This window comes from Micromonospora chersina (assembly GCF_900091475.1).
Classification (GTDB): domain Bacteria; phylum Actinomycetota; class Actinomycetes; order Mycobacteriales; family Micromonosporaceae; genus Micromonospora; species Micromonospora chersina.
Map to the genome: position 1 here is coordinate 528,899 of NZ_FMIB01000002.1, position 23,373 is coordinate 552,271.

Here is a 23,373-nt window from a genome sequence, read left to right on the forward strand (position 1 = left end):
CCGTGGCCGGCGCCACGCCCGGCGCCGGCCACGGTACGAGCCGCGGGCTCGGTCAGACGCCGAACACCTCGACCTCGTAGAGGCGGGCGGCCGGGTCGGTGGTCTGGGTGGGGGTGAGCACCTTGACCAGCACGTAGCGGCCGTCGACGGCCATCGGATGGTTGCTCACGCCCGCGGTGTTGCCGCGGACCTGGGCGACGGTCGTCCATGCCGATCCGTCGGCGGAGACCTGCAGGTCGAAGTCCCGCGTGTTCCAGGCGGGATCCTCCCCGCCGGCGGCGGCGTGGTGGACGGTGATCGACTCGATCCGGTGGGCGGAGCCCAGGTCGATGCGGAGGAACCTGGTCCCGCCGACCGAGCACCACTTGTCGGAGTTGCCGCCGGAGGTGCTGCCGTTGACGGCCTTCTCCGGCCCCTCCGCGCTCGCGCACTGCGAGTCGGCGGTGGCGGGCCGGTTCAGCGCCAGGTTCGTCGCGCCTGCGGTGCCGTACACCTCGAACTCGTCGATCCGGGCGGCCGCGTTGCCGTTGTTGGTGGCCGTGGTGATGCTGAGCCGGACGTACCGGGCCGTCACGGCGGGGATGGGGTGGTAGGTACGGCTCGCGCGGTTGCCGGAGACCGTGGCGCGGGTCGTCCACGCGCTGCCGTCGGTGCTGGTCTGGATGGTGAAGTCGCCGGTGTTCCAGCCGGTGGTCTCCCCGCCGAGCCCGGCGTGCTTGACCACGAAGGAGCGGACGGTCTGGTTCGCGCCGAGGTCGACCTGGAGGAACTTGGTGCCCGCGGCGAGCGAGCACCACTTGCTGGCGCTGCCGAGCCGCGCGTCGAACGCCTTCTCCGGACCCTCGGTGGTGTTGCACGCGGCCGAGCCGCTGGCCGGCCTGCCGGCGGCCAGGTTGGTGCCCAGGTCCGGTGCGGCGGCCGGGGGCGTCGAGCCGTCGCCGAACGACGGCGGCACATCGGCGGGATCGGTGCCCCACGCGGACGGCGTGCCGCCCATCGTGTACGACAGGGTGGCCCCGCCCGCGAGGTCGCCGTAGCGCAGCCAGGTGCGCCGGCTGGTCGACCCGTTGACGGCGAGGCTCTGCACGTACTGGTTGCCCTGGCCGGCGTTGGTGGCGGTGATCTGGACGTCACCCGCCGGCCGGTCGACGAGGATCGACGGGAAGACCGGGCCGTGCAGGGCGAGGGTGTCCGCGCCCGGGGTGGGTGGGTACATGCCGAGCGCGGACCAGACGTACCAGGCGGAGGTGGCTCCCAGGTCGTCGTTGCCGGGCAGGCCGCCGGGGCCGGTGGTGAACGACTCGTTCATGATCCGCCGGACCGCGGCGCTGGTGCCGGCGGGCGCCGCGGCGAAGTGGTAGGCCCAGGGGACGCCGTGCTCCGGCTCGTTGCCGATGTAGAAGTACGGCTGCGACTGGCCGCCGTTGGTCTGGGTGAAGTGGTGGTCGAGCCGTTGGACGGCGGTCTGCCGCCCGCCCATCAGGTCGATCAGGGCGGCGAGGTTGTACGGGACCATCCAGGTGTACTGCGAGGCGTTGCCCTCGACGTAGTTCGACTGGCTGGCGGGGTCGAGCGGCCACGGCCAGGTGCCGTCGGCGTTGCGCGGGTGGATGTAGCCCGACTCGGTGTTGAACGTGTTGCGCCACCACTGCGCTCGGGCCATGTGATTGTCGTACGTGGCGGTGTCACCCAGGGCGAGGGCGAACCGGGCCACGGCGAAGTCGCTGGCGGAATACTCCAGCGAGTCGGACGGGTCGCCGTCGATGTACTGGCGTTGCACGTAGCCGCTCTGCCGGCCCCGGATCGGGCTGCCCTGCATGGTGCCGCCGGAGGAACTCTTCTTCATCAGGGCGAGGGCCGCCGCCGTGTCGAAGGTCCGCACGCCGAACTGGTACATGCTGTCGACGATGATCGGGCCGGGGTCGCCGGTCATGACGAACGCCTCGTTGGTGTTGTGCGACCACTTCGGCAGCAGGCCGCCCTGCTGCCCGTCGAGCACCATGGACCGGGCGATGTCGGTCGCCTCGGCGGGCGCCAGGAAGGCGATCAGCGCCGCCCACGAGCGGTAGATGTCCCAGCCGGAGTAGTTCTGGTAGACCGAGTGGCCGGCCGTGTGGATGGCGTTGTCGAAGCCGCGGTACTGCCCGTCGACGTCGTTGGCCAGGTTGGGGTTGATGAACACCCGGTACAGCGCGGTGTAGAACTTCTGCAGGTCGGCGGCGGAGCCACCGCTGACCTGCACCCGATTGAGGATCGCGTTCCACTGCGCGTCGGCGTTGGCGCGGACGGTGTCGAAGGCGAAGCCGGACTGTTCGGCGGCGAGGTTGGCCTGCGCGCCCGCCTGGCTGACGAAGGAGATGCCGACCTTGACCTGCACCACCGGGTTGGCGGAGGTGTCGAAGGTCAGGTACCCGCCGGAGTTGGTGCCGCTGGCGCTCGTGGAGCCGGTGGTGACGGTGCCGCCGAGCCAGGTGCCGACACCGCTCGGGGCGCGGTCGAACTCCATCCGGTAGAAGATCTGGTAAGTCTTGCTGTTGCCGCAGAAGCCGCCGCCGGTGACGCTGCCGGTCACCGTGGAGCCGTTGATCTGGATCGAACCGGCGCGGCTGCCGGTGGCACTGCGGCTGGTGTTGATGAGTACCCGGGCGGTGCTGGTCGCGGGATAGGTCAGGCGCAGGATGGCGCTGCGTCTGGTGGCCGACGCCTCGACCCGGGTGTTGCCGTAGTTGGCGAGCACGGCACGGTAGAAGCCGGGGGCAGCCTGTTCCTGTGTCTTGTCCTGACTGGCGCGGTAGGACGTCCACGAGGTGCCGGGGGACGCGCCGAGCGCACCGGTGACGGGCAGGATCCCGAGGTCCTCGTTGTTGGCGCAGCCGGCGCCGTTGAAGTGGGTGAGGCTGAACTCCTCGATCTGGGTGTCGCTGAAGCGGTAGCCGGACGGTGAGGCGGTGGGGGTGTCCGGGCTCAGCTGCACCATGCCGAAGGGCTGCACCGGGCCGGGGACGGTGCTGCCGCCGGCACCGCCGCCGACGGGGTTCGGCGCGTTGCTGTCGTCGGTGCCGATGAACGGGTTGACGTACGGGGTGAGGTTGAGCGGCGCCGCCGTGGCGGGCGAGGCGACCGCGACGAGTGCGGACGCGGCGGTGACGGCGGTGGCCGCCAGGGAGAGCAGACGGGACGGGCCTGACCGGAGCATGAGGCGGTCCTCCTTCGAGGCGCGGACGACACCGGTGACATCGTTGTCATCGACGGATGTCAAGGTCCTGTGTAGAGCCTCGAAGAGGTGTGTGTCAATGGAAGGCTAGGAGGCTTGAGTCCCCGCCGAGGTCGGCGGCCGTTCGCCGGATCCGCGGGCCAGCAGCCGGGTCGGGATCACCACCTGCCGGGCCGGGCCGCGGTGGCCGTCGATCCGGTCGAGCAGCAGCCGTGCCGCCTGCCGACCCATGTCCTCCGGGTCGTGTGCGACGACGCTCACCCCCAGGATGTCGCCGAGATCCACCTCGTCGAAGCCGACAAGCGCCGGGGGAGCGGGGTGACCCCGCAGGGCCCGCAGGGCGCCGAGGGTGATCCGGTTGTTCATCGTGAACAGGGCGGTCGGAGCGGGCGTGCGGTCCAGCAGGTCGCGCACGGCCCGTTCGGCGGCGACGACGTCGTGCGCGTTCTCCACCAGGTAGTCCGCCCAGTTCTCGACGCCGGCCGCGCGCATGGCCTCGGCGAAGCCGTCCAGCCGGTCGCGGTGGGTGCTGAGCCGGGACAGGTCCCCGACCACGCCGATCCGCCGGTGGCCGAGCGTGCCCAGGTGGGCGCCGGCCAGCCGGGCGCCGTGGCGGTTGTCCAGCAGCACGGTGTCGGCGGCCAGGTCGACCGGTGGCCGGTCCACGAACACGAACGGGATGCCGTGGCGGTGTTCCGCCGCGAAGTGGGCGTGCTCGGTCGCGGTCGAGGCGATCACCAGCCCGCGGACCCGTCGCTCCAGCAGCGCGTCGGCGAGCCGCCGCTCCCACTCCGGGTCCTCGTCGGTGCTGGCGGTGATCAGTTGCAGGCCCCGCATGCGCAGCTCGCGCTCCAGCCCACCGGCCAGCCGCGAGTAGAACGGGTTCGCCAGGTCACCGATGAGCAGGCCGACAAGCGTGGAGGTGCTGGCGCCGCGCCGTAGTTCGCGGGCCACCCCGTTCAGCCGGTAGCCGAGCTGGTCGGCGGCCTCGCGCACTCGCGAGCGGGTGTCGGCGGCCACCCGGGGCTCGCCGCCCAGGGCCCGGGAAGCCGTCTTCACCGACACCCCGGACAGCGCCGCGACCTGCGCGAGGCTCGGTCGACCAGCCTTCGGGTCAGCGGTCATGGCCGCGATTATGACACCCGCACGGGGTCCGGTCGCCGGCTCGGGCGGGTGGCCCGCCGCACCCGTTCAGCAGGCGATCCGGGCCACGAGGGCGGTTCGCGAAACAGCGGTATACGATGCGCGTCAACGATGTCATTAGTTGATCAGTAGCACCACCTCGGCGCTTGTCGGCAAGCGCCGCGCGCGTCGCAAAGGTCACTGAGCGTGGCGGTCGATATTACCGACTTGTTACGAAAAAGAGTGACTTGAGCACTTGCGGAACAAGCCCCGGCGAGATTGGGTTGCCGACGACAACGAAACGTGAGCGAAGGTCATAACCCATCGCGGGAGGCGGCCATGACGTTGGCAAGGTGGTGGGAGCGATGAGCGATCTGCCCGTCCTCCTGGAGATGCGCTCCATCACCAAGGAGTTCCCCGGCGTCAAGGCCCTGGCCGACGTCAACCTGGTGGTCCGTGCCGGTGAGATCCACGCCATCGTGGGCGAGAACGGCGCCGGCAAGTCGACGCTGATGAAGGTGCTCAGCGGCGTCTACCCGTACGGCAGCTACGACGGCCAGATCGTCTACCAGGGCGCGGAGACCCGCTTCTCGGACATCCGGGCGAGCGAGAACGCCGGGATCGTGATCATCCACCAGGAGCTCGCGCTCATCCCGGACATGTCGATCACCGAGAACATCTTCCTCGGCAACGAGCCCCGCAAGCGGGGGGCGATCGACTGGAAGGCCGCCAACCGGATGGCGCTGGACCTGATGGCCCGGGTCGGCCTGCGCGAGGACCCGGACACCCTGATCAAGGACATCGGTGTCGGCAAGCAGCAGCTCGTGGAGATCGCCAAGGCGTTCGCCAAGGACGTCAAGCTGCTGATCCTGGACGAGCCGACGGCCGCGCTCAACGAGGCCGACTCGCAGCACCTGCTCGACCTGCTGCGCGGCTTCCGCTCGCGCGGCATCACCTCGATCATGATCTCGCACAAGCTGAACGAGATCGAGGCGATCGCCGACCGGATCACGGTCATCCGGGATGGCCGGACCGTCGAGACGCTGGACGTCAAGGCGGACGGCGTCGACGAGGACCGGATCGTGCGGGGCATGGTCGGCCGCGAGCTGAGCAGCCGGTTCCCGGACCACACCCCGAAGATCGGCGAGGTCTTCTTCGAGGTCCGGAACTGGAACGTCCGGCACCCGATCTCCGCCGAGCGGCAGGTCTGCAAGGACGAGAGCTTCACCGTACGGCGCGGCGAGATCGTGGGCTTCGCCGGCCTCATGGGCGCCGGCCGCACCGAGCTGGCCATGAGCGTCTTCGGCCGCTCCTACGGGGTGTACGAGTCGGGCACGATCATCAAGGACGGCAAGGAGATCGTCCTGAAGTCGGTGGCGGACGCGATCGCCCACGGGCTGGCGTACGTCAGCGAGGACCGCAAGGCGCTCGGCCTGAACCTCCTCGACGACATCAAGACCTCCACGGTGGCCGCCAAGCTGTCGAAGATCTCGCGCCACGGCGTCCTGGACGAGGTGGCCGAGTACAAGGCGGCCGAGGCCTACCGGCGGGACCTGCGCACCAAGGCGCCGACGGTCGACGAGGGCGTCTCCAAGCTCTCGGGCGGCAACCAGCAGAAGGTCGTTCTGGCGAAGTGGATGTTCACCGACCCGGACCTCCTGATCCTCGACGAGCCGACCCGCGGCATCGACGTGGGCGCCAAGTACGAGATCTACGGCATCATCCAGCGGCTCGCCGACCAGGGGAAGGGCGTCGTCGTCATCTCCTCGGAGCTGCCCGAGCTGATCGGGCTCTGCGACCGCATCTACACCGTGTTCGAAGGCGCCATCACCGGCGAGATCGCCCGGCAGGACGCGGACCCGGAAACCCTCATGAAGCAGATGACCTCGACGAAGAAGATGCAGACACGATGAGCCGAATCAAGGACCTGCAGAAGAACCTCTTCGGAGGGACCACGTCCAACGCCCGCCAGTTCGGGATGATCTTCACCCTGGTGGCGATCGTCGTCCTGTTCCAGATCCTCACGGACGGCCTGACCCTGCGGTCGGACAACCTGATCGCGCTGTTCAACCAGAACTCGTACATCCTCATCCTGGCCATCGGCATGCTCATGGTGATCGTCGCCGGGCACATCGACCTCTCGGTCGGCTCGATCGCCGCCTTCACCGGCATCCTGGTGGCCAAGTCGATGGCGGAGTGGTCGCTGCCCTGGCCCGCCGCCATCCTGTTCGGCCTGGTGATCGGCGCGATCATCGGCGCCTGGCAGGGGTTCTGGGTCGCCTACGTCGGGGTGCCGGCGTTCATCGTCACCCTGGCCGGCATGCTGCTCTTCCGGGGCGGCAACCAGTTCATCGGCAACGCGAACACCATCTCGGTGCCGGAGGGCTTCCGGGTGATCGGCTCGGGCTTCCTGCCCGAGGTCGGCCCGAACACCGGCTACAACAACCTGACGCTCCTGCTCGGCCTCGCCGCGTGTGTGGCAGTGGTGTGGCGGGAGTTCCAGGCCCGCAAGACCCGCCGGGAGATGGACGCCGAGCCGGCCCCGATGTGGATCTCGGTGCTCCGGATGGCCGTCATGGTCGGCGTCATCGTCTTCGCGTCGCTGCGGTTCGCCAGCGGCCGGGTCGGCACGAGCTTCCCGGTCTCCGGCATCATCCTGGTGGCGCTGGTCCTGGCCTACTCCTTCTACACCCGGAACACCGCCGGCGGCCGGCACATCTACGCCGTCGGTGGCAACTCCCGCGCCGCGGAACTGTCCGGTGTGAAGCTCAAGCGGGTCAACTTCTTCGTCATGATGAACATGGCCGTCCTGGCCTCCCTGGCCGGCATGATCTTCGTGGCCCGCTCCGCGGCCTCCGGGCCGCAGGACGGCAACGGCTGGGAGCTGGACGCGATCGCCGCGGTCTTCATCGGTGGCGCCGCCGTCGCCGGCGGCATCGGCACCATCAGCGGCTCGATCGTCGGCGGTCTGGTCATGGCCGTGCTGAACAACGGCCTCCAGCTGCTCGGCGTCGGCACCGACCGGGTCCAGATCATCAAGGGCCTCGTGCTGCTGCTGGCCGTCGCGCTCGACGTCTACAACAAGAAGCAGGGCAAGTTCTCCGTCATCGGCAGCCTCACCCGCTCGTTCCGCCGGGACACGCCCGCCCCGCCCACGGCACCGCCCGGCGCTGACCGGGAAACCGCCCGCACGGCCGTGCCGAGCTGACGTTCCACCCCGCCTCACACCCCGTAACACCTCTCCAGAAGGGCACCACCAGCCATGCGTAAACTGATCGGCAAGTCGATGGCCATCGGCGCCATCGCCGCGCTGGCCCTCACCGCCACCGCCTGCGGCTCCGGCCGCGACGGCGACACCGGCGGCTCGAAGGGCGACACCAAGGGCTTCGCGGCCGACTCCCTGATCGGCGTCGCCCTGCCGTCGAAGACCTCGGAGAACTGGGTCCTCGCCGGTGACCTGTTCACCAACGGCCTCAAGGAGGCCGGCTTCAAGAGCGACGTCCAGTACGCCGGCGCGTCGACCACCGTCGCGGACCAGCAGGCCCAGATCACCGCCATGGTGACCAAGGGCGCCAAGGTCATCGTCATCGGCGCGACCGACGCCGCGCAGCTGTCGACCCAGGTCGCCGCGGCGCACGCCGCCGGCGCGAAGGTGATCGCGTACGACCGCCTGATCACCAACACCCCGGACCTCGACTACTACGTCGCGTTCGACAACTTCAAGGTCGGCCAGCTCCAGGGCCAGGCCCTGCTGGACGGCATGAAGGCCAAGAAGCCGAACGGCCCGTACAACATCGAGCTGTTCTCCGGCTCGCCGGACGACAACAACGCCGGTGTCTTCTTCAACGGCGCCATGAGCGTGCTCAAGCCGGAGATCGACAAGGGCAACGTGGTCGTCGCCTCGAAGCAGACCGACGTCAAGCAGACCGCCATCCAGGGCTGGAAGGCCGAGGGTGCCCAGGCCCGCATGGACCAGCTGCTGACCTCGACGTACGGCAACAAGGAGCTGGACGGCGTCCTCTCCCCGAACGACACCCTGGCCCGCGCGATCATCACGTCGATCAAGGGTGCCGGCAAGAAGATCCCGGTCGTCACCGGCCAGGACTCCGAGGTCGAGTCGGTCAAGTCGATCATGGCTGGCGAGCAGTACATGACGATCAACAAGGACACCCGGAACCTGGTCAAGCAGACCATCGCGATGGTGAAGGCCCTGCAGGCCGGTAACACCCCCGAGGTGAACGACACCAAGTCGTACAACAACGGCGTCAAGGTCGTGGACACCTACCTGCTCCCGCCGGTGGCGGTCACCAAGGCCAACGCGGCCGAGGCGTACGCCAACGACCCGAAGCTGGCCCCGCTCACCAAGTAATCCCCTCGCACCACGGAAGGGCCCCGGAGTTCGCTCCGGGGCCCTTCCTCGTGCTCGTGCGGCGCGGCCCGGGGCGAGCGCCCCCGGCCGCGCCGGGCGTCACCGCAGGCGCGCCTCGATGGCCTCGATGACCCGGGGGCGGAGTTCCGCCGCGCGGACGACCGCGTCGACGGACCCGACCTCGACGGCGCGCTGGATGCTGTGCACCCGGTCGAACTCCGTGGCCACCTCGCCCAGCTTCTCCGCCCGCACCGACGAGCGCAGCTCGTCCAGCTCCGCGGTGAGCGCGGCGCGGTCGGCGCCGGTCGCGGCCGCCACGCGGGCCTCCAGGTCACGCACTCGGGGGTCGGCCGCCGTGCGGGCGTTGACGTCGCCCGAGAAGACCACCGCCGCGGCCGGGGCCCCGCCGAGCACCGAGGCGAACGAGCCCTCCAGCGCCAGCACTGTCATGTCGGGGTTCAGCGCCTTCGAGAACACCACGAACGCGCCGCCGTGGTAGCGCGAGATCACGCAGAACACGATGGGCCCGCGGAAGTTCACGATGGCGCGGCCGATCTCGGCCCCGTACTCCAGTTGCAGCTTGCGCATGGACTCGGGCGAGCCGTCGAAGCCGGACAGGTTCGCCAGCACCACCAGCGGCCGGTTGCCGCTGGCCGCGTTGATCGCCCGCGCGGCCTTCTTCGACGAGCGCGGGAACAGGGTGCCGGCCGTGTACGTGTCCGGGCCGTCGGTGGGCGGGAAGCCGCGGCGCGGCACCGACCGGGACTCGATGCCGAGCAGGCACACCGGGATGCCGCCGAGGTGCACGTCCTGCACCACCGCGGTCTCCGCGTCGGCCATGCCGGCCCAGCGCTCCAGCACCGGGTGATCCTGGTCGGCGAGGGCCCGCATCACGGTCCGGATGTCGAACGGCTTCTTCCGGTCCGGGTTCGCCGTGGCGGAGAAGATCTCGCCGACCGTGGTGAAGTCGCTGCCCGCCACGGTGTGCGGGAAGTCCGAGATGTCCCGGTCGACGGGGTCGGTCGTCACCGCCCGCCGCGGCGCCGACTCGCCCGGCGCCACGTACGTGTGGTCGTAGTGCGCCATCAGCACGTCGCGCGCGGCGGGCAGGTTCGGCGCCCAGTACTGGGCCTGCCCGTTCGGGCCCATCACCCGGTCGTAGCCGCCGATGCCGAAGTTGTCCTCGGCCGACACGCCGCCGGAGAAGTCGAGCGACTGCTTGCCCGTGAGCACCATGGCCGAGTCCGGCGTCATCACCAGAACGCCCCTGGTGTGCATGAGCATCGTCGCCTCGGCGTTCCAGTACGGCTGCGCGCCGACGTTGATGCCGGCCACGACGATGTTGATCTCCCCGCCGTCCTGGGTGAACTCGACGATCCGCTTGAGCGCGGCCGCCACCCAGTCCATGTTCTCCGTGCCGGAGGTCATGGAGATCCGGGCGCCGGCGGACAGCGCGTACCACTCCAGCGGCACGCCCATCCGCTCGGCCAGGTCCAGCGCGGCGATCACCCGCCGGCACTCCGGCTCGGACAGCGCGCCGAGCGACTTCGTGGGGTCGCCGAGCAGCACGACCCGGGTGACGCCCTGCGGGTGCCGCGGGGTCGGCGTGGTGACGACCCCCGCGACGATCGCCGCGGTGTTGCGCCCCCTCGGCCGGTCGACCGGCACCAGCGCGTGCTTCTCGTCGAGGTCGTGCTCGACGAAGTCGCCGAGCAGGCCGGTCAGCTCGTACGGGTACACCGTGTTGCGGCTGCTCGCGCGCAGCACCTTCAGCCGGTAGTCGTCCAGCGGCTCGACCGGCTCGGTCGGCGGCTCACCGACGCTCAGCTCGGCGCCGCCGGTGGCGGTGAAGGAGATCCGGACGGCGATCTTGGTCAGCTCGCCGGTCCGGCGGTCGCGCTGCCGCGCGATGAACAGGATCTCCTCCAGCCCGGCCCCCGCGGTCGTCGGCCGCACCCGCCCGGCGATCATCTCCATCTCCTCGCGGGTGAGCTCGCTCGGGGGCCAGACGTAGATCACGATGCGGTTGGTCTGGAAGCGTGACTTCGACGGCCGCCGCGACTGCGCGCGACGGATCGAGTCGAGGCAGGCGGCGACCGTGTCCTCGGTCGTCGGCAGCGCGACCAGCCGTCCGTCCTGCTCGCGCAGCTCGGTCAGGTCGCGCACCTGCGCGAACGCCACGAGGCGCTGGTCCGACGGGTTCTCCCGGGCGACGCACTGGAAGAGGTAGACCTCCTCGTCCGCCGACGGCAGCCGGGTCAGGTCGAACTTGCTGAGCCGCTCCAGCTGCATCCGCTGCGCGATGTACGGGTGCAGGCCGCGGATCAGCCGGTCCTCGACCATCCCGGTGTCCGACGCCCGGAAGGTGAAGTGGTGGTGCATGACCGCGCCGGCGCGGCCCGCGACGGTGGCGGTGACCCGGCGGACCTGCCGCGGCAGCGGGTGCGCGGCGACGACCTCGTCCAGCGCGGCCGCCATGGCGTCGAAGCCCTCCGGCTGGTCCTCCCACGCCAGGTAGATGTCCGCGTCGACGGCGTCCGTGCCGCCCGCCAGCTCCGCGAGCCCGCGCAGCGCGCCGCCGAGCGCGTCGAAGCGCACCGCGGCGGAGACCACAGTCGAGTCCGCGCGCTCGGCGACCACGAACGTGCAGCCCGCGACCTCGCGGGTGTGGACGTCGGTGAGCCCCTTGTTGCCGTAGTAGCGCCGGGTCAGCACCTCCAGCATGACCGCGTTGTCCAGGTGGTCGCGCACGAGCCGCTGGCCGAGCAGCCGTACGAGGGGCTCGGTGCTGCGGACCATGGCCGCGATCCGGTCGGCGCGGTCCGGCGCGTCCGGGTGCGCGTCGAGGTGGCGCAGGTGCCGGCGGACCTCGGCGTAGACGCGGGCGCGGTTGCGGCGCAGCAGCGGCTGGGCGAACCAGGCGAACACCACGCCCCGCGCGAGGTCGGCGACCACCGGGAAGCGGACCTGCGTCGCGGCCACCAGCCGCTCCAGCGCGAGGCCGGCCGGCTCCCGCAGCGTCTCGTCCGGCGGCGGCTCCCGCAGCCACGACCGCAGCAGCGTCGCGACGACAGTGGCGTCGGCGGACGCGCGCTGTTGGGCCAGGAAGATCCGGAAGACGGCGGCTTCCAGGGCGGGGGAGCGCTCCAGGTCGGTGACCCCGTAGTGGCCGAGGGCCTTGCCGAGCTTGGCCTGGAACGCGGCCGGCAGCCCGGCCCGCTCGATGTCGAGGCTCTGGAGGTAGGTGTGGAAGTACTCGCGGGCGCTGGGGACGTGGCCGTCGCCGTCCTCGCCCGTCGGCCGGTTGCGGCTCAGCTCGGCAAGGTCGGCGAAGACGTTTACCAGCTCCAGTTCCGCGGCCAACGGCCGGTGGCCGTCCTCGGTGGCCGCCTGGCGGGCGGCGAGGTAGTCGTCGAGCACCCGGCGGTCGTCGTGCGGGTCGACGTCGAAGCCCAGCAGCAGGCCGCGCAGGTCCTCCTGGCCGCGGGCGGCGCGCTGCCGCGCCGGGACATCGGCCGGCCCGGCGGGCAGGTCCAGCTCGACGGCGGTCGCGGCCGGGTCGTCGGCGGTCTCCGCGCCGGAGTCGGCGAGCGGCTCCAGCCGCAGCAGCGGCGCGCCGGCCTCCACCTGGGTGCCCACAGCGACGGCGCACTCCTTGAGCCGCGCCCGGAACGGCGCCCGCAGCACCGTCTCCATCTTCATGGCCTCCAGCACCAGCACCGGCGCGCCCGCCTCGACCTCGGCGCCGATCGCGAGCGGCGTGGCGACGACGAGCGCCGGCATGGGGGAGCGGAGCACGCCGCCCTCGTCGCGGCTGACCCGGTGCGTGACGCCGTCCACCTCGACCAGGTGGGTCGGCCCGTACGTGTCGGTGAGCACGCGGTACCGCACGCCGTTGACCACGATCTGCCCGGTGTGCCGGTCGAAGCGGTCCAGCTCGACGTCGGCCGTGCGGACACCGTCGCCCGCCTCGATGCCGACCCGGAACCGGTGCGCGCCGACCCGTGCCACGCGCATGCGGTAGCTGACGCCGCGCAGCTTGAGGTCCAGTGGCCGGCCACTGGAGTGCTGCACCTGCGGGCGGCCACCGGACGCCGTCGCCAGCAGCCGCTGCCGCTCGACGCGCTCCTCCTCCTCGTACGCCTCGATGGCGGCGGTCGCCAGCGCGACGGCGGAGTGCCGGTGCGCGACGAGCCGGCCCTCGCCGCGGACCCGGTCGATCCAGCCGGTGTCCGCGCTGGCGTCGATCACCTCGGGCTGGTCGAGCAGGTCGAGCACGAAGCTCTTGTTCGTGGCGCCGCCCTCGATGACCACCGTGGTGTTGGCCATGGCCCGGCGCAGCCGGCCGAGCGCCTCGTCGCGGTCCCGGCCGTACGCGATGATCTTCGCGATCATCGAGTCGAAGTCGGCGGGGATGGTGTCGCCCTCGCTGACGCCGGTGTCCACCCGGATGCCGGGCCCGGCGGGCAGGTCCAGCCGGGCGATGCGGCCGGGGGAGGGCGCGAAGTCGCGGTCCGGGTCCTCCGCGTTCAACCGGGCCTCGATGGCGTGCCCACGCTCCACGGGCGGCTCGCCGAGCAGGCGCCCGCCGGCGGCCACGTGGAGCTGCGCCTTGACCAGGTCGAACCCGGTGGTGGACTCGGTGATCGGGTGCTCCACCTGGAGGCGGGTGTTGACCTCCAGGAAGGCGAACAGCCGGTCGCCCGGGTGGTAGAGGAACTCGACGGTGGCCGCGCCGCGGTAGCCGACCGCGACGGCCAGTCGCTCGGCCGACGCCTTGAGCTCGGCGGCCTGCTCCGGGCTGAGCACCGGCGACGCCGACTCCTCGATGACCTTCTGGTTGCGCCGCTGCACCGAGCAGTCCCGGACGCCGAGCGCCCACGCGGTGCCCTGGCCGTCGGCGATCACCTGGACCTCGACGTGCCGGGCGCCGGTGACCAGGCGCTCCAGGAACACGATGCCGCTGCCGAAGGCCCGCGCCGCCTCCTGGCTGGTGCGCTCGTACGCGTCGTCCAGCTCGGCCTCGTTGGTGATCACGCGGATGCCGCGACCGCCGCCGCCCGCGGTCGCCTTCAGCATCAGCGGGTAGCCGATCTCGGCCGCCGCCGCCCGGGCCGCGTCCAGCGTCTCGACCGCGCCGCGGCTCCACGGCGCGACCGGCACGCCGACCTCCTCGGCGATCAGCTTCGCGCCGATCTTGTCCCCGAGCTGGCGCATGGCCTCGGGGCTCGGCCCGACGAAGGTGACCCCGATCTTGTCGCACAGCTCGGCGAACGCCGGATCCTCGGCGACGAAACCCCAGCCCACCCAGGCGGCGTCCGCCCGGGTCTCCACGAGCGCGCGCTCCAGCACCGCCAGGTTCAGGTACGGGCGCGCCGACGCCGGCCCGAGGTCGTACGCGACGTCCGCCTCGCGCACGAACGTGGCGTCGCGGTCGACGTCGGTGTGCAGGGCGACGGTCTCGATCCGGGTCCCGGTCTCCGCGGCCAGCTCCCGGACGGCGTGGATGAGCCGCATCGCGGCCTCTCCACGGTTGACGATGGCGACACGGCTGAACACCCGACCGACCCCTCCGTTGGACCCACGATGTACACGCCGCGAGGCGACAACCCCCGGCAGTGATCACCTTTCCGCGTGCCGGCCGGCGGCGCCATGTCGTAACCGCCGAACCCTGAGCGGCGCGGGTTGTAGGAACCGAACAAAACTTTTTGGCGTCCCGCGCTCAGGCGTGGTGCCGGGGCGTCACGAATCCGGGGGCCCGCTGCGGGGACTCGCCGGTGACCTGGGTGATGATCTCCGCGGCCACGTCCCGGAGCTTCCGGTTGCGGTTCTGGGACGCCTGCCGCAGCAGGGTGAACGCCTCCGTGGCGGTGCACCGCTGCTGACCCATGATCACTCCGAGGGCCTGGTCGATCACGCTGCGTGAGGCCATCGCGTCGGTGAGCTGCTGGTGGAGCAGCGCCTGGTCGGTCTGCCGCAGGATGACGGTCAGCGCCACCGACGCCTGCTCGGTGAACGCCAGGGCGTGCCGGTGCGCCGTGTCGCCGAAGGCGTGCGGCTGGGTGGCGTAGAGGTTCAACGCGCCGACGGTCTCGCGGTCGACAGTCACCGGCAGCGACAGCGAACTGAGGATGCCGAGGCGGAGCGCGTGTTCCCGGTAGCCGCGCCAGCGTCGGTCGTCGCGCAGGTCGGTCACCTCGACGACCTGACCCTGCCGCAGCGCCGCGAGGCACGGGCCCTCGTCGGCCCCGTACTGGATCTCGTCGCCCTGCGCCGCGAGGTCGCCGCTGCTCGCGACCGTCATGGCACCGCCGTCGCCGCGCACGGTCAGCCCGCACGCCACCGCGGGGGCGACGACCTCCGCCGCCACCCGGACGATCTGGTCCAGGAACACGTCGACGTGCGGCGAGTCGGCGAGCAGCGCCAACAGTCGGCCGTACGCCGAGGCCAGAGACGGGTCAGCAGAACCGGACACCACCGCTACCTCCTGTAATCCACGTGCCCGTTCGGTCGCACCGACGGTGATGCCACTGCTCCGGCCCGCCCTGGTGGGCGTGGCCGGTGCCTTTCCTGTCGAGGAGCCCACTTTTCCCCGGTCGGCGGGGGTGCCAATCGGGCGGAACGGGGCTAGGGTCGGGGTGGGTTCGGACATGAGCCCAGGACCAGCGCCGCGCCGCCGATGGTGGGCGGCCGCATCAACCCGGTCTGACGTCCTCACCGGAGGAGCAGCTCATGTCCGTCGACCACGCGCAGCATCCCGAGATCCGCGAGACCGCCCGCCCGGAGGCTCTGTCCCTGGCGCTCGCCCGGGAGGGTCCGGCGGCGGTGGTGCGGGTCGGCGGCCCGCTCGACCTGGCGTCCGTCGACCGGCTCGTCGGCCTTGTTGACCGGCTGATGGGCGGCAGGCCGCCCCCAATCCTGGTGCTCGACCTGAGCGCGGTCAGCTTCTTCTGCGCCGCCGGCGTCAACGCGCTGCTCACGGTTCGCCGGCGGGTCGCCTCGGCGGGCTGCACCCTGATGGTGCGCGAGCCCTCGCCGATCACCGTCAAGGTCCTCGACATCGTCGGCCTCACGGACGAATTCATCACCGAGTGACCTGCCTTTCCCTCCACGCCTGTCCGCGGAGGGCAGCGGTCACATCGGACTGCCGCCCGCCGGCCTGCCGCAGATACCCGTGGTGGATCAGTCCGAAACGGCCCCGTGAGCGCAGCCACGCGCCGCCTGGCCGCGACCGCGGGCTCAGCCCGTGGGGCGGCGCGCGTCGACGGCCCGGCCCATCCGGGTGACGGCCTCGGTGAGGATCGCGGGCGAGGTGGCGAAGTTGAGGCGTGCGAAGCCGGCCCCGCCGGTGCCGAAGACGTGCCCGGAGCTGAGGGCGACCCGTGCGTGGTCGAGGAACCACTTCGCGGGCCCCGCGAGGTCGCTGGCCACCCCGGGCCCGCCGGCCGGCTCCTCGGCGGGAAGGCCCAACCTGGTGCAGTCCAGCCAGGCGAGGTAGGTGCCCTCGGGCGGCCGGTGGGTGACGGCCGGCAGGTGCTTCGCCAGCAGGGTCTCCAGCAGGGTGCGGTTGGCGTCGAGGCCGTCGAGGAGGAGGTCGAGCCACGGCCCGCCGGCACGGAACGCGGCGGTGTGCGCCAGGACGCCCAGGTGGCTGGGCCCGTGGCTGACCTCTTCGGGCATGCGGCGCAGGTCGGCGGTGGCCTCCGGCCCGGCGACGGCGAGCGCCGCCTTGAGGCCGGCGAGGTTCCACGCCTTGGAGGCGGAGGTGAGGGCGAACGCGTCCTCGGCGCCGGACACCGTGAGGTACGGGGTGAAACGCGCCCCGGGCAGCACCAGCGGGGCGTGGATCTCGTCGGAGACCACCCGCACCCCGTGCCGCCGGGCCAGCTCGGCGACCGCCTCCAACTCGTCGCGGCGGTGGACCACACCGGTCGGGTTGTGCGGGTTGCACAGCAGGAAAGCCGGCCGGCTCCCGCAGGCCCGGGCCCGGCGGAACGCCTCGTCGAGCGCGGCGGGGTCCATCCGCAGGTCGGGGCCGAGCGGGGCCTCGACCACCCGCCTGTCGGCGTGCTCGACGAACGCGTAGAAGGGCGGGTAGACGGGGGAACAGACGACCACGGCGTCACCGGGACCGGTCACCAGCCGGAGCACCTCGACGACGCCCATCATCACGTCGGGAACGACGCTGGTGCGGTCGACCTGGAAGTCCTGCCAGCCCCAGCGGCCGGCGGCGAACTCGCCGAGCGCCTCGGCGTACGCCGTGCCGTGCGAGTAGCCGGTGTCGCCGAGGTCGACCGCGCGGCGCAGCACGTCGGCCACCGGCGCGGCCAGGGGCACGTCCTGCTCCGCGACCCAGAGGGGAAGCACGTCCGGCGGGTGCATCCGCCACTTCACGCTGCTGCGCTGCCGGAGGTCGTCCAGCGTGAGCACGGTGAGCGGGTTCCGGGCCGCGGAGCCGTCGGCCGAGGGGTCGGGGCCTGCCATGCCCACCACCCTAGGCCGTACCCCTTCCGCTGTCGTTCCGCCGCCGGGCCGCGGCCTGGCGGCGCAGCTCGTGGCGGGCCAGGGCGTTGCGGTGCACCTCGTCCGGTCCGTCGGCGAAGCGCAGCGTGCGGATGCCGGCGTAGGCCCGCGCCAGCGGGAAGTCCTGGGAAAGCCCCGCGGCGCCATGCACCTGGATCGCCTTGTCCAGGATCCACTGGACGGTGGCCGGGGTGGCGATCTTGATGGCCTGGATCTCGGTGTGCGCGCCCTTGTTGCCGACGGTGTCCATGAGCCAGGCCGTCTTGAGCACCAGCAGGCGCAGCTGCTCGATCCGCACCCGGGACTCGGCGATCCACTCCCGGATCACGCCCTGCTCGGCCAGCGGCCGGCCGAACGCGACCCGCTGCTCGGCGCGGGCGCACATCAGCTCAATGGCCCGCTCCGCGAGGCCGATGGAGCGCATGCAGTGGTGGATGCGGCCGGGGCCGAGCCGGGCCTGGGCGATTGCGAAGCCCTCGCCCTCGGCGCCGATCAGGTTCTCGACCGGCACCCGTACGTCGTGGAACGCCAGCTCGGCGTGGCCGCCGTGGTCGTGGTCGTCGTACCCGAACACCTCCATGCCCCGGGTGATCTCCAGGCCCGGGGTGTCCCGCGGGACCAGCACCATGGACTGCTGGCGGTGCCGCTCGGCGTGCGGATCGGTCTTGCCCATCACGATGAGGATCCGGGCGTTCGGGTTCATGGCGCCGGTGATCCACCACTTCCGGCCGTTGATCACGTAGTGGTCGCCGTCGCGCTCGATCCGGGTGGCGATGTTCGTGGCGTCCGACGACGCCACGTCGGGCTCCGTCATGGCGAACGAGGACCGGATCTCGCCGTCCAGCAACGGCTCCAGCCACCGCTCGCGCTGCTGGGCGGTGCCGAACATCGCCAGCACCTCCATGTTGCCGGTGTCCGGCGCGGCGCAGTTCACCGCGGCCGGCGCCAGGTGGCTGCGCCCGGTGATCTCGGCGAGCGGGGCGTACTGGAGGTTGGTCAGGCCGGCGCCGTGCTCACCGGGCAGGAAGAGGTTCCACAGCCCCCGCTTCCGCGCCGCGGCGCGCAACTCCGCGAGCACCGGCACCGAGTCCCAGGCCCAGCGGTCGTCGAGTTGCCCGAGCTGCTCGTGGAAGACCTGCTCGGCCGGGTGGACGTGGCTGTCCATGAAGTCCAGAAGGTTGTCGCGCAGCCCCTCGGTCCGCGGGTCCAGGGCGAAGTCCATCAGTGCTCCTTCAGGTAGGTCAGGCCGGCGTCGAGCAGCAGTTCGGTGACCTCGCCGACGTGCTCGAAGCCGGCGCCGACGGTCTGGCCGCGCAGGTGGCGGACGTGGATGCCCTCGAGGATCACGGCCAGTTTGAAGGCCGCCAGGCCGAGATGGAAACCGAGCGGTGGGAGGGCGTGCCCGCGGGCGGTCGCGTACCGGTCGAGGATCTCGTCCTCGGTCAGGAAGCCGGGCGCGGACGACGCCTCGGCCACCGCGGTGCCGACGAGCCGGCCGAGGCGCTGGTAGAGCACCAGCAGCGCGAGGTCGGTGAGCGGGTCGCCGAGGGTGGCCATCTCCCAGTCGATGACCGCGGCGAGACGGTCGCCGTCATCGACGAGGACGTTGTCGAGGCGGTAGTCGCCGTGCACGATGCCCGGCGCCGAATCGGCCGGCACGTCGGCCGCGAGGCGGGCGTGCAGCTCGTCGGCGGCCGGCAGGTCCCGGCAGTACGACGCGTCGAGCTGCGTGCGCCACCGCCGCACCTGCCGGGCCAGGAACCCCTCGGGCCGGCCGAAGTCGGCCAGCCCCACGGCCGCGGGGTCGACCGCGTGCAGGGTGGCCAGGGTGTCGACCAGCCGCGTCGAGATCGCCCGGGTGCGTTCCGGGCCGAGCCGTTCGAGTTCGGCCGCGTGCCGGTACGCCGTGCCGGCAACCCGCTCCATGACGTAGAACGGCGCGCCGAGCACGTCGGTGTCCGCGCAGAGCGCGTAGGTCGCCGGGACCGGCACGTCGGTGGCGTGCAGGGCCGACATGACCCGGTACTCCCGGGCCATGTCGTGCGCGGTCGACAGCACGTGCCCCAGCGGCGGCCGCCGCACGATCCAGGTCTTCTGCCCGTCGCCGACCTCGTAGGTGAGGTTGGACTTCCCGCCGGCGATCAGCCGGGCGGTCGACAGCCCCGCCGCGCCGGGCACCGAGGCGGCGAACCAGCCGGCGAGCCGGGCCAGGTCGAGGCCCGGCGGGTCCGGGAGCGTCGGGGCGGTCACGGGACGAGGACGCTGACGGTCTCGACGACGCAGGCGGGCTTCGCGGCGCCCTTCAGCTCGACGGTCACCGTCGCGGTCAGCTGGTAGCCGCCGGCGCCGGGCGCCAGCGACAGCAGCTCCACGCCGGCCCGTACCTCGGACTCGACCGGGACCGGAGCGGGGAAGCGGAGCTTGTTGGCGCCGTAGTTCACGCCCATGGTGAGCCCTTCGACCCGGTAGACCTGCCAGACCAGCATGGGCACCAGCGACAGCGTCAGGTACCCGTGTGCGATGGTCCCGCCGAACGGGCTGCGGGCGGCCCGCACCGGGTCGACGTGGATCCACTGGTGGTCGCCCGTCGCCTCGGCGAAGGCGTCGATCTGCCGCTGCGTGATCCGGTGCCAGGCGGAATACCCGAGGTGGGTGCCGACCGCCTGCTCCAGCTCCTCGATGCCCTGGAAGACCCTCATCGTTCCGTCCCTCCCACTCAGGCCTTCGGCCCGCCGGCCACGTACAGCACCTGGCCGTTCACGAAGCCGGCACCCTCGCTGACGAAGAACGACACGGCGTGCGCGATGTCCTCCGGCGTGCCGGTGCGGGCGACCGGGATCTGCGCCGCGGCGGCCCGCTTGAACTCCTCGAACGGCACGTTGAGCCGGGCCGCGGTGGCGGCGGTCATCTCGGTCTCGATGAAGCCCGGGGCGATCGCGTTCGCCGTGACCCCGAACTTCCCGAGTTCGAGGGCGAGGGTCTTGGTGAAGCCCTGGAGCCCCGCCTTCGCCGCCGCGTAGTTGGCCTGGCCGCGGTTGCCCAGCGCGGACGTGCTGGACAGGTTGACGATCCGCCCCCAGCCGGCGCCGGTCATGTGACCCTGCACGGCGCGGGTCATCAGGAACGAGCCCCGCAGGTGCACGTTCACGACGGCGTCCCAGTCGTCGGCGGTCATCTTGAACAGCAGGTTGTCCCGGGTGATGCCGGCGTTGTTGACGAGGACGGTGGGCTCGCCCAGCTCGCCGGCGATCCGGTCCACGGCCGCCCGTACCGCCTGCTCGTCGGCGACGTCGGCGCCGACGGCCAGGGCCCGGCCGCCCGCGGCCTCGATCTCGTCGACGAGCGGCTGGGCCGCCGCCTCGTCCAGGTCGACGACGGCGACGGCGAAGCCGTCGCGGGCCAGTCGCCTCGCGACGCCGGCCCCGATGCCACGGGCCGCTCCGGTGACGACGGCGGTGCGGGTGCTGGTCATGGGACCTCAACTCCTCGGTGGGTGGGGACGGGGCCGGTCGGGACGTACGCCACCCGGCCGACGGTGGCGCCGTCGGCGAGCCGCTGCACCCCGGCGGCCACCTCGTCGAGCGGGAGGCGCTCGCTGACCAGGGGCCGTACGGCGCCCCGGGCGGCCAGCTCGGTGAGGGCGCGGTGGCACTCGGCGACGGCGGCCGGGTCGTGGCGCTGGTAGAGGCCCCAGTGGAGGCCGACGATCGAGTAGTTCTTCACGAGGGCGTGGTTGAGCGGGGCGGACTGGATCCGGCCACCGGCGAAGCCGACCACGAGGATCCGGCCCTCGAAAGCCACGCACTTGGTCGACCGCTGGTAGGTGTCCCCGCCGACCGGGTCGTAGACGACGTCGGCGCCCCGGCCCCCGGTCTCGGCGCGGACGACCTCGACGAAGTCCTCGTCGCGGCGGTCCACCACCACGTCGGCGCCGAGCGCGCGGGCCACCGCCGCCTTCTCCGGACCGCCCACGACGCCGATCACCCGGGCGCCGGCCGCCTTGCCGAGCTGGACCGCCGCGCTGCCGACGCCGCCGGCCGCCGCGTGCACCAGCAGCGTCTCGCCGGCACGCAGCGCGGCCCGCCGGTGCAGGCCGAACCAGCCGGTCTGGTAGCCGATGTGGAGGGCGGACGCCTCGGCGTCGTCGAGCGCCGCGGGCGCCGGGAACGTGGTCGCGGCGTCCAGCAGCGCGAACTCCCCGAAGCCGCCGTGCGGCAGCGCGGCGCCGCCGAGCACCCGCTCGCCTGGGGCGAACCCGGCCACCCCCGCGCCGAGCGCGACGACCTCGCCGCACAGCTCGACCCCGGGCGTGAACGGCAGGTCCGGCCGGACCTGGTACTCGCCGCGGCACATGAGGACGTCGGGGAAGTTGGCCGGCGACGCCAGCACGCGGACCACGAGCTGCCCGGGGCCCGGCTCCGGGTCGGGCACGTCGACGAGCCGCAGCACGTCGCGCGGCTCGCCGAGCTCGGTCACCTGCCATGCCTTCACCGGAACGCCCCCTCGTCCTCGAGCTGTCGCTGGATCCTGTTCATGCCGCCCAGCCAGCGGTCCGGGTCGGTGGCGCGGTGCGCGTAGTAGTCGGCCACCCGGGGGTGCGGCAGGACCAGGAACCGGTCGTCGTGCAGGGCCCGCCACGTCGCCTCGGCCACGTCCTCAGGGGTGAGGGCCCCGTCGCGGCTGAGCAGGTCCCGCAGCGGCCCGGAGTCGTCGAGCATCCGGGTGCGCACGCCCTGCGGGCAGACGGCCTGCACCACGATCCCGCGATGCCGGTACGTCGCCGACAGCCACTCCGCGAACGCCACGCAGCCGTGCTTGCTGACCGCGTACGCCGGGTTCCCGAGCGTGGTGAGCAGCCCGGCCGCGGACGCGGTCACCACGAAGCGGCCCGCGCCGCGCTCGACCCAGGTGGGGACCAGCAGTCGCGCGGCCCGTACGTGGGCCATGACGTTCACCTCGTGGCTGGCGGCCCACTCCGCCTCGGCGGCGTCCAGCCCGCGCCCCCTGTCGATCCCGGCGTTGCCGATCCAGACGTCGATGTCACCGAGGTGGCCGCGGGCCGTCTCGACAAGCGCGGCGACGCCCGGCTCGCTGGCGGCGTCGCCGGGGGCGGCCCAGCCGCCGATCTCCTCGGCCACCGCCCGGGCCGCCGCGCCGTCGAGGTCGTTGACCACGACCCGCGCACCCTCGGCGGCGAGCCGGGTGGCCAGCGCGCGGCCGATGCCGTGCCCGGCGCCGGTGACCACGACGCCCCTGTCCCGTACCGGCATCAGACACCTCCGGTCAGGGTGAGACCGCCGTCGACGACGAGCAGCTGACCGGTGATCCAGGCGGCGTCCTCGGAGAGCAGGAACGCGACGGCGCCGCCGACGTCCGTGGGCACGCCGAGCCGCTTGAGCGGGTACGCGGCCGCCACCTGCTCCTCGCGGCCCTCGTAGAGGGCTGTGGCGAACGTCGTCTTCACCACGGCCGGGGCGACGGCGTTCACCCGGATGTCCGGGCCCAGCTCGACGGCGAGCTGCTGGGTGAGGTGGGTGAGCATGGCCTTGCTGGCGCCGTAGAAGCCGATGCCGGACGCCGGCCGGATGCCGGCCACCGAGGAGACGTTGACCACGGCGCCCCCGTGCCCGGCCATCCAGGCCCGGTGGACCTGCTGCACCCAGGACAGCGCGGCGAGGCAGTTCACCTCGAAGACCTTGCGGGCCGCGGCCAGGTCCAGCTCGACCAGCGGGCCGTACGCCGGGTTGATGCCGGTGTTGTTGACCAGGAAGTCGGCGCTGCCGAAGGTGTCGACGGCCCGTGCCACCACCTCGGCCTGGTGGTCGGGGTCGTCAGCGTGCCCGGCGACACCGATCGCGTGCTCGGCGCCCAGCCGGGCGACCGCCTGGTCCAGCGCCTCCCGTCTGCGTGCCGTGACGACGACCTTGGCGCCGTCGGCGACCAGCCGCTCGGCGACGGCCAGGCCGATGCCGCGGCTGGCACCGGTGACGATCGCCGTACGACCGGCGAATCTGCGCGACGCGGCCTCCGACACGGCCACCCCCTCCGAAGTTACTAAGCGCTTGCTTAGAATGTGTCTGAGGGAGTGTGCGACAGCCTGGCGGGCGTCGTCAACAGGTCGCCGCCGGGTGGTCGTGGTACTAAT

The 23,373-nt window shown here is 72.2% G+C and carries 16 protein-coding genes; 4 read left to right on the forward strand and 12 right to left on the reverse strand.

Features of this window, described 5'->3' with window-relative positions; translation table 11 throughout:
* Positions 1 to 52 precede the first annotated feature (52 nt).
* Together GA0070603_RS02290 and GA0070603_RS02295 are read right to left on the reverse strand one after the other, a co-directional pair.
* A complete protein-coding gene (locus GA0070603_RS02290; RefSeq protein WP_091306324.1) occupies positions 53 to 3,196 on the reverse strand; it encodes a GH92 family glycosyl hydrolase in 3,144 nt (1,047 codons plus the stop codon).
* 105 nt (positions 3,197 to 3,301) lie between these two features.
* Positions 3,302 to 4,339 (reverse strand): LacI family DNA-binding transcriptional regulator, encoded by a 1,038-nt coding sequence (locus GA0070603_RS02295; RefSeq protein ID WP_091306326.1) that lies wholly within the window; start codon positions 4,337 to 4,339, stop codon positions 3,302 to 3,304.
* Positions 4,340 to 4,701: 362 nt separating this feature from the next.
* Here GA0070603_RS02295 and mmsA point away from each other — a divergent pair, with 362 nt between their 5' ends.
* The 3 genes from mmsA to GA0070603_RS02310 are packed head-to-tail and all read left to right on the forward strand — an operon-like array spanning position 4,702 to position 8,705.
* Positions 4,702 to 6,249, forward strand: a complete 1,548-nt coding sequence (mmsA, locus tag GA0070603_RS02300) for a multiple monosaccharide ABC transporter ATP-binding protein (protein WP_091306328.1) — start codon at positions 4,702 to 4,704, stop codon at positions 6,247 to 6,249.
* On the forward strand, positions 6,246 to 7,544 hold the full coding sequence (gene mmsB / locus GA0070603_RS02305; protein ID WP_091306330.1) for a multiple monosaccharide ABC transporter permease: 1,299 nt from the start codon (positions 6,246 to 6,248) through the stop codon (positions 7,542 to 7,544). Before mmsA ends, mmsB begins: the two co-directional genes overlap by 4 nt.
* A gap of 54 nt (positions 7,545 to 7,598) precedes the next feature.
* Positions 7,599 to 8,705 (forward strand): substrate-binding domain-containing protein, encoded by a 1,107-nt coding sequence (locus GA0070603_RS02310; RefSeq protein ID WP_091306331.1) that lies wholly within the window; start codon positions 7,599 to 7,601, stop codon positions 8,703 to 8,705.
* Positions 8,706 to 8,804: 99 nt separating this feature from the next.
* On the opposite strand, the gene GA0070603_RS02315 is transcribed toward GA0070603_RS02310, so the two are convergent.
* Both GA0070603_RS02315 and GA0070603_RS02320 read right to left on the reverse strand, forming a co-directional pair.
* A complete protein-coding gene (locus tag GA0070603_RS02315; RefSeq protein ID WP_091306333.1) occupies positions 8,805 to 14,264 on the reverse strand; it encodes an ATP-binding protein in 5,460 nt (1,819 codons plus the stop codon).
* A gap of 163 nt (positions 14,265 to 14,427) precedes the next feature.
* Entirely contained in the window at positions 14,428 to 15,180 is a 753-nt protein-coding gene (locus tag GA0070603_RS02320; protein WP_167544471.1) for a GAF and ANTAR domain-containing protein, read from the reverse strand.
* 257 nt (positions 15,181 to 15,437) lie between these two features.
* Here GA0070603_RS02320 and GA0070603_RS02325 point away from each other — a divergent pair, with 257 nt between their 5' ends.
* Positions 15,438 to 15,800, forward strand: coding sequence for an STAS domain-containing protein (locus GA0070603_RS02325; RefSeq protein WP_091306337.1), 363 nt, complete (start codon positions 15,438 to 15,440; stop codon positions 15,798 to 15,800).
* 144 nt (positions 15,801 to 15,944) lie between these two features.
* On the opposite strand, the gene GA0070603_RS02330 is transcribed toward GA0070603_RS02325, so the two are convergent.
* From GA0070603_RS02330 to GA0070603_RS02365, 8 genes are read right to left on the reverse strand one after another with little or no spacing between them, the layout of a single operon-like run.
* Positions 15,945 to 17,189, reverse strand: a complete 1,245-nt coding sequence (locus GA0070603_RS02330) for a MalY/PatB family protein (RefSeq protein WP_091321419.1) — start codon at positions 17,187 to 17,189, stop codon at positions 15,945 to 15,947.
* A 10-nt stretch (positions 17,190 to 17,199) separates the two neighbouring features.
* On the reverse strand, positions 17,200 to 18,450 hold the full coding sequence (locus tag GA0070603_RS02335) for an acyl-CoA dehydrogenase family protein (RefSeq protein ID WP_091306339.1): 1,251 nt from the start codon (positions 18,448 to 18,450) through the stop codon (positions 17,200 to 17,202).
* A complete protein-coding gene (locus tag GA0070603_RS02340; RefSeq protein ID WP_091306341.1) occupies positions 18,450 to 19,478 on the reverse strand; it encodes a phosphotransferase family protein in 1,029 nt (342 codons plus the stop codon). The genes GA0070603_RS02335 and GA0070603_RS02340 overlap by 1 nt, the downstream gene beginning before the upstream one ends.
* Entirely contained in the window at positions 19,475 to 19,927 is a 453-nt protein-coding gene (locus GA0070603_RS02345; RefSeq protein WP_091306343.1) for a MaoC family dehydratase, read from the reverse strand. Before GA0070603_RS02345 ends, GA0070603_RS02340 begins: the two co-directional genes overlap by 4 nt.
* A gap of 17 nt (positions 19,928 to 19,944) precedes the next feature.
* Positions 19,945 to 20,700, reverse strand: a complete 756-nt coding sequence (gene fabG, locus GA0070603_RS02350) for a 3-oxoacyl-ACP reductase FabG (RefSeq protein ID WP_091306345.1) — start codon at positions 20,698 to 20,700, stop codon at positions 19,945 to 19,947.
* Complete coding sequence (locus GA0070603_RS02355) at positions 20,697 to 21,719, reverse strand: NADPH:quinone oxidoreductase family protein (RefSeq protein ID WP_091306346.1); 1,023 nt, start codon at positions 21,717 to 21,719, stop codon at positions 20,697 to 20,699. Before GA0070603_RS02355 ends, fabG begins: the two co-directional genes overlap by 4 nt.
* Positions 21,716 to 22,498: an SDR family NAD(P)-dependent oxidoreductase gene (locus tag GA0070603_RS02360; RefSeq protein WP_091306348.1), complete on the reverse strand. Its 783-nt coding sequence runs from the start codon at positions 22,496 to 22,498 to the stop codon at positions 21,716 to 21,718. The genes GA0070603_RS02355 and GA0070603_RS02360 overlap by 4 nt, the downstream gene beginning before the upstream one ends.
* A complete protein-coding gene (locus tag GA0070603_RS02365) occupies positions 22,498 to 23,268 on the reverse strand; it encodes an SDR family oxidoreductase (RefSeq protein WP_244282359.1) in 771 nt (256 codons plus the stop codon). The genes GA0070603_RS02360 and GA0070603_RS02365 overlap by 1 nt, the downstream gene beginning before the upstream one ends.
* Between the last annotated feature and the right edge of the window lie 105 nt (positions 23,269 to 23,373).